11 protein-coding genes are annotated in these 13,740 nt (G+C 71.7%); 5 read left to right on the top strand and 6 right to left on the bottom strand.

Translation table 11 applies throughout. From position 1 onward, the window contains the following. Positions 1-29 precede the first annotated feature (29 nt). From OG357_RS26760 to OG357_RS26750, 3 genes are all read left to right on the top strand, one after another. Positions 30-614 carry a TetR/AcrR family transcriptional regulator gene (locus OG357_RS26760; RefSeq protein WP_317594980.1) on the top strand — a complete coding sequence of 195 codons (585 nt, stop codon included), beginning with the start codon at positions 30-32 and terminating at the stop codon, positions 612-614. A gap of 103 nt (positions 615-717) precedes the next feature. Further along, a complete protein-coding gene (locus OG357_RS26755; RefSeq protein ID WP_329623570.1) occupies positions 718-2,088 on the top strand; it encodes an MFS transporter in 1,371 nt (456 codons plus the stop codon). Between the two features lie 35 nt (positions 2,089-2,123). Next, positions 2,124-2,894 (top strand): SDR family NAD(P)-dependent oxidoreductase, encoded by a 771-nt coding sequence (locus OG357_RS26750; protein WP_329623569.1) that lies wholly within the window; start codon positions 2,124-2,126, stop codon positions 2,892-2,894. 50 nt (positions 2,895-2,944) lie between these two features. Here the strand turns inward: OG357_RS26750 and OG357_RS26745 are convergent, their stop codons facing one another. After that, positions 2,945-3,358 (bottom strand): VOC family protein, encoded by a 414-nt coding sequence (locus tag OG357_RS26745; protein ID WP_329623568.1) that lies wholly within the window; start codon positions 3,356-3,358, stop codon positions 2,945-2,947. A 112-nt stretch (positions 3,359-3,470) separates the two neighbouring features. Next, a complete protein-coding gene (locus OG357_RS26740) occupies positions 3,471-3,920 on the bottom strand; it encodes a group III truncated hemoglobin (RefSeq protein WP_329623567.1) in 450 nt (149 codons plus the stop codon). A gap of 296 nt (positions 3,921-4,216) precedes the next feature. Between OG357_RS26740 and OG357_RS26735 the strand changes: the two genes are divergently transcribed. Next, positions 4,217-5,371 carry an alkaline phosphatase PhoX gene (locus OG357_RS26735; RefSeq protein WP_329623566.1) on the top strand — a complete coding sequence of 385 codons (1,155 nt, stop codon included), beginning with the start codon at positions 4,217-4,219 and terminating at the stop codon, positions 5,369-5,371. On the opposite strand, the gene OG357_RS26730 is transcribed toward OG357_RS26735, so the two are convergent. From OG357_RS26730 to dusB, 3 genes are all read right to left on the bottom strand, one after another. After that, a complete protein-coding gene (locus OG357_RS26730; protein ID WP_329623565.1) occupies positions 5,341-6,393 on the bottom strand; it encodes an ArsR/SmtB family transcription factor in 1,053 nt (350 codons plus the stop codon). The two genes, OG357_RS26735 and OG357_RS26730, sit on opposite strands and share 31 nt — an antisense overlap. Before the next feature lie 677 nt (positions 6,394-7,070). Beyond that, on the bottom strand, positions 7,071-9,782 hold the full coding sequence (gene ppdK, locus OG357_RS26725) for a pyruvate, phosphate dikinase (RefSeq protein WP_329623564.1): 2,712 nt from the start codon (positions 9,780-9,782) through the stop codon (positions 7,071-7,073). 366 nt (positions 9,783-10,148) lie between these two features. Then, positions 10,149-11,285, bottom strand: coding sequence for a tRNA dihydrouridine synthase DusB (gene dusB, locus OG357_RS26720; protein WP_329623563.1), 1,137 nt, complete (start codon positions 11,283-11,285; stop codon positions 10,149-10,151). A gap of 52 nt (positions 11,286-11,337) precedes the next feature. Here dusB and OG357_RS26715 point away from each other — a divergent pair, with 52 nt between their 5' ends. Next, positions 11,338-12,780: an MFS transporter gene (locus OG357_RS26715; RefSeq protein ID WP_329623562.1), complete on the top strand. Its 1,443-nt coding sequence runs from the start codon at positions 11,338-11,340 to the stop codon at positions 12,778-12,780. Here the strand turns inward: OG357_RS26715 and OG357_RS26710 are convergent. Continuing rightward, a complete protein-coding gene (locus OG357_RS26710) occupies positions 12,750-13,700 on the bottom strand; it encodes an MmyB family transcriptional regulator (RefSeq protein ID WP_329625705.1) in 951 nt (316 codons plus the stop codon). The two genes, OG357_RS26715 and OG357_RS26710, sit on opposite strands and share 31 nt — an antisense overlap. Between the last annotated feature and the right edge of the window lie 40 nt (positions 13,701-13,740).

The raw sequence follows: 13,740 nt of genomic DNA, 5'->3' as shown, positions 1-13,740 counted from the left end.
GTCGTTCCAGAAAGACGTACGGTCTCTTCGTGGCCAGGACCAAGGAATTCGATCCCGACGCCGCGCTCCAGGCCGCTCTCGACCTGTTCTGGGCGCGCGGCTACGAGGCGACGACGATGTCGGACCTCGTGGAGCACCTCGGTGTGGGCCGCGCCAGTATCTACGCGACCTTCGGGAACAAGCACGACCTGTACATGAAGGCGATGGACCGCTACCTGGAGACCCGCGACCCGGAGCTCGTCGAGGAGCTGTCCACGCCGGGCCCGGCCCTGCCGGCCGTACGCGGGCTCGTCCGCCGCTTCGCCGCGCAGGCGGCGACCGAGGGCGAGCGCCTGAACGGCTGCTTCGTCACCAACTCGGCGGCGGAGCTGGCCCCGCACGACGTGGCCGTCGCGCGCCGGGTCGAGCTCAGCTGGGAGCAGGTCGAGACGCTCCTGTACGGGGCGCTCACCCGGGCCCGGGCCGGGGGCGAGCTCCCGGCGGACCGGGACCCGCGCGCCCTGGCCCGGATGCTGCTCGTCCTGCTCCAGGGGATCAGGGTGGTCGGCAAGGCCTCGACGGACCCGGGCAGGGTCCTGGACGCGGCGGAGCAGGCACTGGAACTGTTGGACTGAAGACTGCCGGACCGAGGAGCGGGCGCCCACAGGGGCGCCCTTTCTCCGGGGCCCATATTGGAATGTACGGTCAAGTACAAAAGCCACTCAGGGGGGACGGATCATGCAAGCGACGACGCGGACACGGGAGCACGACAGAGCAGCGGCCGGCCACGACCGGCCCCGCACCCGCGGCGGGTTCGTCCTGCTCGGCGGCGTGCAGATGACGCTCATCTTCACGCTCGCCGGCCTCGCCGTCCCCCTCCCCCGCATCGGCGCCGAGTTCGGACTCGACCGCGCCGACCTGATCCTGCTGAGCGCCGCCTACGGCCTGACCTTCGCCGGGCTGCTCCTGCTCGGCGGGCGGCTCGCCGACCGGTTCGGCGGCCGCAGGACCCTCACGGCCGGGCTCCTGGTCTTCGGCACCGCCTCCGCCCTGGCACCGCTCGCCCCGGGGTACGAGGCGCTGCTCGCCGCCCGCTTCGCGCAGGGCGTCGGCGCTGCGCTCGTCGCCCCTGCTGCGATGGCCGTGCTCCGGGCGCTGTTCCCGGCACCGGCCGCGTACGGCAGGGCGATGGCCACCTGGGGCGGGCTCTCCGTGCTCGGCGCGACCGCCGGGAACCTGCTCTCCGGGGTGATCGCGGCCGCCGTCTCCTGGCGCGGCACCTTCGCCGTACCGGTCGCCGTGACCCTCGCGGCGCTGCTCCTCGCACCCCGGCTGCTGCCCGCGACCCTGCCCGGTACGGGCCGGGCCCTGGACCTGCCCGGCGCGCTGCTCGCCACGGCCGGGATCACGCTCGCCAGCTTCGGGCTCGTCCTCACCGACGCCCACCCCTGGGGCTCCGCCCCGGTCCTCGTCCCGCTGCTCACCGGACTGGCCTTCCTCGCCGCCTTCGCGGCCGTGGAACGGCGGACGGCCGATCCGCTCCTGCCGCCGGACTTCCTGCGCGACGGCCGCCGCGTCCTGGGCCTCGCGGCGATCGGGCTCACCGCGGCCGGGACGGCCACGGTCTTCGTCCTGCTGTCCCTGGCCCTCCAGGAGGGGCGCGGCTGGTCCGCGCTGCTCACCTCCGGCTCCTTCGTGCCCTTCGCGGTCGCCCTGCTGGGCTCGGGCCGGCTCGCGGGCCCGCTCATCGGGCGGTACGGCCCCGGCCGGGTGACCGGAGCCGGGCTCGGCACGGCCGGCGCCGGGCTCGGGCTGCTGGCCGCGACCGCCCTCGACCGCTCCGTCCCGTACGCGTACGGGCTGCTGCCCGGCCTCGTGCTGCTCGCGGCCGGTGGCGCCCTGTCCTTCGCGGGCGCCGCCGTCCTCGCCACCGAGCGCGTCCCGGCGCACCGCGCGGGGCTCGCGGGCGGCGTCCTGAACACGGCGATGGAGCTCGGGCCGACCGTGGTCTTCGCCGCCCTGCTCACTCTCGGCGGCGACGCGGTGTCGCTGGCGGCCGCGGCCGTCGCGTTCACCGTCCTGGCGGCCACCACGATCCGCACCAAGTAGCACAACTCACAGCATTCACAGGGGAGACGACTCACATGTCCGCATCATCCGCCCGCTTCACCGACCGCACCGTCCTCGTCACCGGCGCCGGCTCCGGCCTCGGCCGGGCCATCGCGCTCGCCTTCGCCGCCGAGGGCGCGAAGGTCGTCGTCGCCGGCCGTAGCGCCGAGCCCCTCGACGCGACGGTCTCCCTGATCGAGGCCGCCGGGGGCACCGCGGCCGCGGTCACGGCCGACGTGTCCGGCGCCGCGTCCACGCGGGAGCTGGTCCGGCGCACGGTCGAGCTCTTCGGGGGTCTCGACGTCGCCGTGAACAACGCCGGGGTCTTCCGCGGCGGCCACAGCGCGGCCGACTTCCCCCTGGAGGACTGGCAGACGCTGCTCGACATCAACGTGACGGGGGTGCTGCACGCCCTCCAGGCCGAGGTGGCGCACATGCGGGCGCACGGCGGCGGGGCGATCGTGAACATCTCGTCCAACCTGGGTCCGCACGTCCGGATCCCCGGGGTCTTCGGCTACCAGGTCTCGAAGGCGGCCGTCTCGGCCCTCACCAGGGCCGCGGCCCTGGACCACATCGCCGACGGGGTCCGGATCAACGCGGTCAGCCCGGGTGCCGCGGAGTCCTCGATGTCGCTGCAGCCCGGCGAGACCGAGGCCGAGCGGGCGGTCCGGATGAAGGAGCAGTCGCCGCTGGGCCGGATCTCGTCCGCCGCGGAGGTGGCGGCGGCGGTCCTGTACCTCGCCTCGGACGCTGCGGGCTCCGCCGTCGGCACCGACCTGGTGATCGACGGCGGGGTCTCCGCCTGACGTACGCCGAGGGTCCGGGAGTCCGAGGCTCCGGGGCCCTCGTGGGGGGCTCAGCCCTGGGCGGCCGCCGGGTCCATCCAGAAGACCTCCCAGTGGTGGCCGTCCAGGTCGGTGAAGGAGCGGCCATACATGAAGCCCATGTCCATCGGCTCCTTCGCCGGGCCGCCACCGGCGGCGAGGGCCGCGTCGGCCAGCTCGTCGGCCTTCTCCCGGCTCTCGGCGCTCAGCGTGACGAGCACCTCGGTGGTCTTCGTGGCGTCGGAGATCTCCTTGCCCGGGGCGGTGAAGCTCTTGAACTTCTCCTCGGTGAGCAGCATCGCGAAGATCGTGTCGCTGATGACGACGCACGAGGCGGTCTCGTCGGTGAAGTGCTCGTTGATCGAGAAGCCGAGCTTCACGAAGAAGGCCTTGCTGGCGTCGAGGTCCTTCACGGGCAGGTTCACGAAGATCATCTGCGGGGCCATGGCGTTCTCTCTTCCGTCGGGCGGCCGGGGTGCTCGGTGCGTTCCGGCGCTTTCACGAGGTAAGACGGGCGTCCTGCCCGTAACTCATCGCTCTCCCGAGGATCTTTTTCGCTCAGGCCGCGGAGCGCAGCTCCAGCGCCGCCAACGGTACGAATCCGCCGCCTCCGCCGCCGGTCCCGGCGTCCGGTCCGGCGAGCCTGCGCAGCATCGCGACGGCGATCCGCTCGCCCTGCGCCTTGGCCCGCTCGGCCCGCGGCCCCCGGTGGAGGCCGTCGACGGAGGCGTGCCAGAGCTGGACCCAGCGGCCGAAGTGGGCGGCGGTGAGCGGCCGCGCGGAGTGGAGGGCGGCGTGCGGCGCGAAGGCGTCCCGCCCGTAGTCGGCGGTACGGAAGAGGGCGCGCTCCCAGAAGTCGGTGATCCGCGGCAGATGGACCTCCAGGTCCGTGCCGGCGATCTCGGTGAAGAAGGGCCCGATGAGCGGATCGGCGAAGGCGGCGCCGTAGAAGCGCCGCAGCAGCACGTCGAGGTCGTCACGGTCGCTGATGTCCCGGGTGGCGCGCATGCCCCCAGTGTCCCCGCCCGCGCCCCGCTCCCCCAGTGCCGAACGTCCCGGGTGCGGTCGGTGAGCGCCCCGGCAGCCCGGGCCGCCGAGGCGTCCACGGACGAAGCCCTGCGCCTCCCCGCCTGCGGCGCCACCCTGCTCCCACCTGGGGCGCCGCGCTTCGCCCCGCGCCCGCCTCTTCCCCTTCACCGCTTGTTGATGCACCGTCAACTCCGTACTCCTAGGTTCCGGAAGCGCGCGACCCCGCCGCCGACCGGCTTGGCGGGGCGGTTCATCACCCTCTTCAGGAGTGAGACGTGGAGCGACGCAGTTTCCTGCGTGGAGCGGTCATCGGCACCTCCGCCGCCGCCTTCGGCGGCAGCCTCTGGCACGGGGCGGCCTTCGCCGCGCCCGCCCAGCCCGGCGCGGGCCCGTACGGGGCGCTCGGCGCGGCGAACTCCCACGGCATCCAGCTGCCGGCCGGTTTCACCAGCCGGATCATCGCCCGGTCCGGCCAGACCGTGACAGGCACCTCGTACACCTGGCACAACGCCCCCGACGGCGGCGCCTGTTTCGTCGACGGCACGGGCTGGATCTACGTGTCGAACTCGGAGATCAACCCGAGCGGCGGCGCGAGCGCCGTGCGGTTCGACTCCGCGGGCACGATCACCGGCGCGTACCGGATCCTCTCCGGCACCCGCCAGAACTGTGCGGGCGGCGCCACCCCGTGGAACACCTGGCTCTCCTGCGAGGAGGTGTCCCTCGGCTACGTCTACGAGTCGAACCCCTGGGGCGGCACGGCCTACCGCCGTGACGCGATGGGCCGGTTCAAGCACGAGGCCGCCGCCGCCGACCCGGTCCGCAAGGTGATCTACCTGACCGAGGACGAGTCGAACGGCTGCTTCTACCGCTTCATCCCCACCACCTGGGGCAACCTCTCCGCCGGCACCCTCCAGGTCCTGGTCGCCGGAACCGCCAGCTCCGGCTCCTTCACCTGGCAGAACGTCCCGGACCCGGACGGCTCGCCGACCGCGACCCGCTCCCAGGTGTCCGGTTCGAAGAAGTTCAACGGCGGCGAGGGCTGCTACTACGCGGACGACACCGTCTGGTTCACCACCAAGGGCGACAACCGCGTCTGGCAGGTCAACCTCGCCACCGGCACGTACGAGCTGGCCTACGACGACTCGCTCGTCTCCGGCACCGCCCCGCTGACCGGCGTCGACAACGTCACCGGGACCACCTCCGGCGACCTGTTCGTCTCCGAGGACGGCGGCAACATGGAGATCTGCGTCATCACCCCGGACGACGTCGTCGCCCCGTTCCTCCGCATCACGGGCCAGTCCAGCTCCGAGATCACCGGACCGGCCTTCTCCCCCGACGGCAAGCGGCTGTACTTCTCCAGCCAGCGCGGTACGACGGGCAGCTCCTCGGGCGGTATCACCTACGAGGTGACCGGCCCGTTCCGCGCGTAACGGCGCAGGTCGGCCGTCCGCAGGTCGGCCTTCCGCAGATCCACCGTCCGTTGGGCGCCGCCGAGCAGGGCGGCGCCCAACGGCGTCAGCGTGTGCAGGACCGCGTTGCCGTGGCGCAGGGTCGCGATGAGCCCGGCCTCCCGGAGCACGCCCGCGTGCTGGCTCGCGGAGGCGAGCGAGACCCCGGCCCGGCGCGCGAGCTCGCTCGTCGTACCGCCGTCCCCGATGGCGTGCAAGACCGCCGAGCGGGTCTGGCCGACCAGCTTGGCGAGCGAGGAGCCGCCCGGCGAGCGGACGGTCGGCGCCTCGCCGTGGGTGACGGGGTAGACGAGGACCGGCGGCAGCGCGGGGTCGCGCAGCACCACTGGGGTCCCCCGGCAGAAGTACGAGGGCTGGAGCAGCAGCCCCCGCCCGTCGAGGTGGACGTCCCGGTCGACCGGGTAGTCGGCCTCCAGGACGGGCGCGCGCCAGCGCAGCATCGGCGGCAGCGAGGCGAGCAGTTCGTCCGCGCCGCCGTCGAGCAGGGCCCGGCCGCGGCGGGCCCGGTCGGCCTCGACGCGGGCCCGGATGTGCGGCCAGTACGGCTCGATCGCGGCCCGGTGGTAGCTGCGCAGGGCCCCCACGAGCCGGTCGAAGGGCTCCGCGCCGCCGTCGGCGAGGGCGCGCAGCGAGTGGGGCACGGTCCGGCCGCCGGAGCGGTCGGCGGCGAGCAGGGAGAGCTCGTCGCGGAGCCGGCCGGAGTCGGTCGCGCGGATCGCCCGGAGGCCCTCGTCGAGGCCGGTGACGCCTTCGGCGGGCGTCAGGAAGTCGGGAAAATAGCCGCGGCTGGGAACGAGGGCGGCGAGGAGACGGGTCTCACCGCCGAGCCGCATCCGGGCGTCCGAGCGCCATTCCCGGTAGACGACGGATCCGCGCCGGTCCCTTAAGCGGTGAAAGCTGAGAATGGTTTCCCACAGAACATCCGGCCTGGCGGCCGTCCGCACCCCCGCCAAGTCGTTTCCGGTGAAATGAATCCGCAGCATGACGTCCCCACCTGTGCACTCGCAACCACCCCCGACGACGAGTATGCACAGCATCACAGCACGTTACCAGGGTGTTTCAGCCACAGTTGAAAAGCATCGCGGCAATCGGGGAGAAACGAAAAGCTGTGCGGGTCGGGCAGGAAACCTTCAGGACCGAGGTGACGTGGCGAAGACCGTGGGGGGCTTTGCACGTCCGGCGGCGGTCGGCGAGGTTGCGGCTCACCTGCCCGACATCGGTAAAGGGCGCGGCCTCCGGGTGGGGATCCGGGGGTCGCGCCCGCTCCGTTCTTTGCGGAGAGTTGCGGCGAGGAAACAGAAAAGTTCAACGGCCAATAATTGAATCGGCCGAAATTGAACAGGAACTCACATCTGATCGACGATCAAGCAAAATGAGCGGCCGCGTTCGGGATGAAATACGACGGGGCGGACACCTCCGCACAAAGGTGTCCGCCCCGTCTCTCTTTGGTACCCGGGGCCGCCGCCCGTCGGTGAGGGTCGAAAGTGACCGACGGCGGCCCCGGTGGTTCTGGTGGTTCCGGTGATTTCCGCTGCTGAACGGGGGTTCAGGAGCGGTCCGCGTCCGCTGCTGAACGGAGGTTCAGCAGCGACCGGGACTGCTGCTGAACCGGGGTTCAGGAGGGCCCGACCGCCGCTCCTGACCCCCGGTTCAGCAGGACTCAGCGGCTGTCGCTGCCCTTGGACTCGGCCGCCGCGCGGCCGGCCTCCAGGCGCGCCACCGGGATCCGGAAGGGCGAGCAGGAGACGTAGTCGAGACCGACCTCGTGGAAGAAGTGCACCGACTCCGGGTCGCCGCCGTGCTCGCCGCAGACACCGAGCTTGATGTCGGGGCGGGTGGCGCGGCCGGCCTGGACGGCGCTGCGCACGAGCGCGCCGACACCGTCCTTGTCGATGGTCTCGAAGGGGCTGACGCCGAAGATGCCCTTCTCCAGGTACGCGGTGAAGAACGAGGCCTCCACGTCGTCGCGGGAGAAGCCCCAGACCGTCTGCGTCAGGTCGTTCGTGCCGAAGGAGAAGAACTCCGCGGCCTCGGCGATCTGACCGGCGGTCACGGCGGCGCGCGGCAGCTCGATCATGGTGCCGAGCGCGAGCTTCAGGTCCACGCCCGTCTGCGCCCGGACCTCCGCGATGACCTGCTCGGCCTCCTCGCGGACGATCTCCAGCTCCTGGACGGTGCCGACGAGCGGGATCATGATCTCGGCACGCGGGTCGCCCTTGGCGTCGATGCGCTGGGCCGCGGCCTCGGCGATCGCCCGGACCTGCATGGTGAACAGGCCGGGGATGACCAGGCCGAGGCGGACGCCGCGCAGACCCAGCATCGGGTTCTGCTCGTGCAGCCGGTGCACCGCCTGGAGGAGGCGCAGGTCGTTCTCGTGCGGCTCCTTGCGGGACTCGGCGAGGGCGACGCGCACCGACAGCTCGGTGATGTCGGGCAGGAACTCGTGCAGCGGCGGGTCGAGCAGCCGGACCGTGACGGGCAGCCCGTCCATGGCCTCGAACAGCTCGATGAAGTCCTGCTTCTGCAGCGGCAGCAGGGCCTCGAGGGCCTGCTCGCGCTCGACGTCCGTGTCGGCCAGGATCAGCCGCTCGACGTACTGGCGGCGCTCGCCGAGGAACATGTGCTCGGTGCGGCAGAGGCCGATGCCCTGGGCGCCGAAGCGGCGGGCGCGCAGCGCGTCCTCGGCGTTGTCGGCGTTGGCGCGGACGCGCAGCCGGCGGACGCGGTCGGCGTAGGCCATGATCCGGTGGACGGCGGCGACGAGCTCGTCGGCGTCGTCGGCGCCGGCGTGCATGCGGCCCTCGAAGTACTCGACGACCGGGGACGGTACGACGGGTACCTCACCGAGGTACACCTTGCCGGTGGAGCCGTCGATGGAGACGACGTCGCCCTCCTCGACGACCTGGCCGTCGGAGGTGGTCATCCGGCGGCGCTTGGTGTCGACCTCGAGCTCCTCGGCGCCGCAGACACAGGTCTTGCCCATGCCGCGGGCGACGACGGCGGCGTGCGAGGTCTTGCCGCCGCGCGAGGTGAGGATGCCCTCGGCGGCGATCATGCCGTCCAGGTCGTCCGGGTTGGTCTCGCGGCGGATCAGGATGACCTTCTCGCCGGAACGGGACCACTTGACCGCGGTGTACGAGTCGAAGACGGCCTTGCCGACGGCGGCGCCCGGGGAGGCGGCGATGCCGCGCCCGATCTGGTCGACCTTCGCGTCCTCGTCGAACTTCGGGAACATGAGCTGCGCGAGCTGGGCGCCGGTGACGCGCTGGAGCGCCTCGGCCTCGTCGATCAGGCCCTGGTCCACGAGCTGCGTGGCGATGCGGAAGGCGGCACCGGCGGTGCGCTTGCCGACGCGGGTCTGGAGCATCCAGAGCTGGCCGCGCTCGATCGTGAACTCGATGTCGCAGAGATCCTTGTAGTGGGTCTCCAGCGTGTTCATGATGTGCATGAGCTGGTCGTACGACTTCTTGTCGATCGACTCGAGGTCGGCCAGCGGCACGGTGTTGCGGATACCGGCGACGACGTCCTCGCCCTGCGCGTTCTGCAGGTAGTCGCCGTAGACGCCGGCGTGGCCGGAGGCGGGGTCGCGGGTGAAGGCGACGCCGGTGCCGGAGTCCGGGCCGAGGTTGCCGAAGACCATCGAGCAGACGTTGACGGCGGTGCCGAGGTCGCCCGGGATGCGCTCCTGGCGGCGGTACAGCTTCGCGCGGTCGGTGTTCCAGGAGTTGAAGACGGCCTCGATGGCGAGGTCCATCTGCTCACGCGGGTCCTGGGGGAAGTCGCGGCCGGTCTCGGCCTTCACGATCTTCTTGAAGTGCTTGACGACCTTCTTGAGGTCGGCGGCGTCCAGGTCGGTGTCGCTGGCGACCTTCTTCGCGGCCTTGGCCTCGTCCAGCGCGTCCTCGAAGAGCTCGCCCTCGACGCCGAGGACGGTCTTGCCGAACATCTGGATGAGCCGGCGGTACGAGTCCCACGCGAAGCGCTCGTTGTCGGCCTGACGGGCCAGTCCGACGACGGACTCGTCGGAGAGGCCGATGTTGAGGACCGTGTCCATCATGCCCGGCATGGAGAACTTCGCTCCGGAGCGGACGGAGACGAGCAGCGGGTCGTCGGCCTGGCCGAGCTTCTTGCCCATCTGCTGCTCGAGAGCGTCGAGGTGCGCGCTGACCTCGTCGCGGAGCTCGACAGGCTCCGAACCGCTCTCGAGGTAGACCTTGCACGCCTCGGTGGTGATCGTGAAGCCGGGGGGAACCGGCAGGCCGAGGTTGGTCATCTCGGCGAGGTTCGCGCCCTTGCCACCGAGCAGGTCCTTCAGGTCCCTGTTGCCCTCGGTGAAGTCGTAGACGAACTTCTGATCATTGTTTTCCGACACGGGTCCCGACTCCTCGATGACTCGGTTGGCTGCCCTGACGGCGAGGAACATACCCAGATCGAAGGCGTCTGTGGAGGTACGCCTGCCGGTCACATGGTCTTAACCACCCGTCCGCCAGCACATCGAAAGTAACTGAGAGGTAGCTTCCGCTTTCAGGCCCCGAAGCTCAGATGACCAAATGGAGAGGTTTAGCGCTCACATGAGCGCCCATCCGAGCACTTGCGTTCACTTCTTGAATGCAAAAAGGGTGGCACCCGGTGCCACCCTTCAGGCGATGCAGCAGTCCGTAACCTGCTCATGTGAGCACTACCCCCCTCAGGGGTGGCGAGGATCACTCCCCAGGAAAGGCTGATTCTCGCGCGGATCTCACCCGCCGGACGTGTCCAGCTCGGCGTCCTCGCTCACCCCTGCGCAGTCGTACGGGTCCTTCAACCAGCCGTCCGGCAGGACAACTCGGTTGTTTCCGGACGTACGGCCCCGAGGGCCGTCCGCACCCACCGGCCACGGCTGGTCCAGGTCCAGCTCGCTCAACTGAGCGCTCAGTTCGTCGAGGGAAGAGGTGATGGCGAGCTTCTTGCGCATCTCGGAGCCCACCGAGAAGCCCTTCAGGTACCAGGCCACGTGCTTGCGGAAGTCGATGACACCGCGTGCCTCGTCGCCGAGCCACTCGCCGAGCAGCCGCGCGTGCCGCACCATCGCGTCCGCGACGACCCGCAGACCCGGCTGGGCGTACTCCCCCGTCCCCTCGAAGCCCGCCACGAGATCGCCGAAGAGCCACGGCCGGCCGAGGCAGCCGCGCCCGACGACCACACCGTCGCAGCCCGTCTCCCGCATCATCCGCAGGGCGTCGTCGGCCGACCAGATGTCGCCGTTGCCGAGCACCGGAATCTCGGGCACGTGCTCCTTGAGGCGCGCGATCGCGTCCCAGTCCGCCGTACCGCCGTAGTGCTGCGCCGCCGTCCGCCCGTGCAGGGCGATCGCCGTGACGCCCTCCTCGACCGCGATCCGGCCCGCGTCGAGGTAGGTGATGTGGTCGTCGTCGATGCCCTTGCGCATCTTCATCGTGACCGGCAGGTCGCCCGCGTTGCCCACGGCCTCGTTCAGGATCGCGCGCAGCAGCGGCCGCTTGTAGGGCAGGGCCGAGCCACCGCCCTTCCGGGTGACCTTGGGGACGGGGCAGCCGAAGTTCAGGTCGATGTGGTCGGCGAGGTCCTCGTCGACGATCATCCGGACGGCCTTGCCGACCGTCACCGGGTCCACCCCGTACAGCTGGATCGAGCGCGGCTTCTCGGTCTCGTCGAACCGGATGAGCTGCATCGTCTTCTCGTTGCGCTCGACCAGGGCGCGCGTCGTGATCATCTCGCTCACGAACAGCCCCTTGCCGCCGCTGAACTCGCGGCAGAGGGTACGGAAGGGGGCGTTGGTGATGCCGGCCATCGGGGCGAGCACCACCGGCGGCTGCACGATGTGCGGCCCGATGGCGAGGGGAGAGAACGCGGTCATTGAGCCATTGTCGCGCACTGCGGCGGTCATGAGTCAGCCGTACTATCCGCACATGCCGGAGCTCACACGCGCGCGGCTCCCCCGTGGCCGGGAACTCGTCGTCCTGGCGATCTGCTGCATGAGCCTGCTCATCGTCAGCCTGGACAACACCGCGCTCAACGTCGCCCTGCCCTCCATCCGGCGCGACCTGGACGCCTCCGTCTCCGGCCTCCAGTGGACGATCGACGCCTACACCCTCGTCCTCGCCTGCCTCCTGATGCTCGCGGGCTCCACCGCCGACCGGATCGGCCGCCGCAAGGTCTTCGTCACCGGACTGGCCGTCTTCGCGCTCGGCTCGCTGCTCTGCTCCCTCGCGCCCAGCCTGGAGACGCTGATCGCCTTCCGGGCGGTCCAGGCGGTGGGCGGCTCGATGCTGAACCCCGTCGCCATGTCGATCATCACCAACACCTTCACGGAACCCGCCGCACGCGCGCGTGCCATCGGCGTCTGGGGCGCGGTCATCGGCGTCTCCATGGCCGCAGGCCCGCTCGTGGGCGGGCTGCTCGTCGAGTCGGTGGGCTGGCGGGCGATCTTCTGGGTGAACCTGCCGGTCGCCGCCCTCGCCCTGCTCCTCACCCTGCGGTACGTCCCCGAGTCCCGCGCCCCCCGGCCCCGCCGCGCCGACCCCGTCGGACAGCTCCTGGTGGCGGTGCTCCTCGGATCACTCACGTACGCGATCATCGAGACCGACCCGCTCTTCGCCGGGATCGCGGCCGCCGCGCTCACCGGGGTGCTCCTGTACGAGCCGAGGCGCCGCGAGCCCCTGATCGACCTGCGGTTCTTCCGCAGCGCGCCGTTCAGCGGGGCGACCGTCATCGCGGTCTGCGCCTTCGCGGCGCTCGGCGGCTTCCTCTTCCTGAACACCCTGTACCTCCAGGACGTACGCGGCCTCTCCCCGCTGGAGGCGGGGCTCTGCATGCTGCCGCTGGCCGCCATGACCTTCGTCTTCGCACCGCTGTCGGGGCGGCTGACGGCGGCGCGCGGGCCGCGCCCCTCGCTGCTGCTCGCGGGTGCGGCGACGACGGCCGGGCCGCTCCTTTTCGCCGCCTTCGAGGCCGAGACGAGCGATCCGCTGCTCTTCACGGGGTACGTGCTCTTCGGCATCGGCTTCGGGCTGGTGAACGCGCCGATCACGAACACCGCCGTCTCCGGGATGCCCCGGGCGCAGGCCGGGGTGGCGGCGGCGCTGGCCTCGACGAGCCGCCAGGTCGGGCAGACCCTCGGGGTGGCGGTGATCGGCGCGGTCCTGGCGGCGGGGATGAGGGCGGGGGCTCCGGAGGCGTTCGTGACGGCGGCCCGCCCGGGCTACTGGATCGTGACGGGCTGCGGTGCCGCCGTCCTCGTGGTGGGGGCGCTGACGAGCGGGGCCTGGGCGCGACGCACGGCGGAGCGCACGGCGCGCGGCCTGGCGGAGGAGGAGGAACCTCAGAGGACGGCGGAAGCGGCGTCGACCTGAGCGGGCCGGTCCCGGGCGGCCTCGCCCCGAGCGCCTTCGGCCGCGGCCGCGGCCCGCGTCTCCTCCTCCTCGATCACGAGGGCGAGGAGCCGCTCGACGCCCGCCCGGGACTTCTCGTCCACGGGGACGTACGTGACGAGGCACGGTCCGGAGGTCGGGCCGAGCCACAGGTTGGTGTGCTCGAAGCGGAGCACGCCGACGCGGGCATTGTGGATGACCTTGGTGCGGCCGCCCGGCGCGACCACGTCGTGCCGGGCCCAGATCTCCCGGAACTCGCACGAGGCCCCTTCGAGCCGCTGGACGAGCGCCTTCCAGGCGGGCTCCGCCAGGTGCTCGGCCATGGCGGCGCGGAGCTTCCCGGCGAGGATGGGGAGGAGGTCCGGCAGGTCGGTGGCGGCGGCCCGGAAGTCGTCGTTGGTGAAGGCGAGCCAGAGGGAGTTGCGGTCCTCGCGGGGCAGGGCGTCCAGGTCGCAGAAGAGCCGCCCGAAGGTCCGGTTGTGGGCGAGGAAGTCGAACCGGCTGTTCTGGACGGCGGCGGGCAGCGGTTCCAGCTGGTCGAGCATCCGGCGCAGCGCGGGCGTGACGGCCGGCGAGGGCGCCCCGGGGTGCGGGTCGGACTGCCCGGCGAGGGCGAAGAGGTGGCTCCGCTCGGTCGGGTCGAGGAGCAGCGCGTCGGCGAGGGCGTCGAGGACCTGCGGGGAGACCTGGATGTCACGGGCCTGCTCCAGCCAGGTGTACCAGGTGACGCCGACGGCGGAGAGGTGCGCGACCTCCTCGCGGCGCAGACCGGGCGTACGGCGGCGCCGGCCGCGCGGGAGGCCGACCTGTTCGGGGGTGATGCGCTCGCGCCGGCTGCGCAGAAAGGCGGCGAGCTCGTGCCGCCGGGTCCCGGGCGACCCCGCCACCGCCGTCGTCGTCATGGTCGTCACTGCTCCAGGGTGCCGGGGCGGCAGGCCGGTT

It is taken from the genome of Streptomyces sp. NBC_01255 (genome assembly GCF_036226445.1).
GTDB lineage: Bacteria > Actinomycetota > Actinomycetes > Streptomycetales > Streptomycetaceae > Streptomyces.
The sequence above is the reverse complement of the archived record's forward strand: the minus strand, read 5'-3'. Positions and strand labels throughout refer to the sequence as shown.

Bases quoted from the DNA above. Each gene is read 5' to 3' on its own strand.
- OG357_RS26755 (WP_329623570.1), top strand. From the start codon at position 718: ATGCAAGCGACGACGCGGACACGGGAGCACGACAGAGCAGCGGCCGGC.
- OG357_RS26750 (WP_329623569.1), top strand. From the start codon at position 2,124: ATGTCCGCATCATCCGCCCGCTTCACCGACCGCACCGTCCTCGTCACC.
- OG357_RS26745 (WP_329623568.1), bottom strand. From the start codon at position 3,358: ATGGCCCCGCAGATGATCTTCGTGAACCTGCCCGTGAAGGACCTCGAC.
- OG357_RS26740 (WP_329623567.1), bottom strand. From the start codon at position 3,920: ATGCGCGCCACCCGGGACATCAGCGACCGTGACGACCTCGACGTGCTG.
- OG357_RS26730 (WP_329623565.1), bottom strand. From the start codon at position 6,393: ATGCTGCGGATTCATTTCACCGGAAACGACTTGGCGGGGGTGCGGACG.
- dusB (WP_329623563.1), bottom strand. From the start codon at position 11,285: ATGACCGCGTTCTCTCCCCTCGCCATCGGGCCGCACATCGTGCAGCCG.
- OG357_RS26715 (WP_329623562.1), top strand. From the start codon at position 11,338: ATGCCGGAGCTCACACGCGCGCGGCTCCCCCGTGGCCGGGAACTCGTC.
- OG357_RS26710 (WP_329625705.1), bottom strand. From the start codon at position 13,700: ATGACGACGACGGCGGTGGCGGGGTCGCCCGGGACCCGGCGGCACGAG.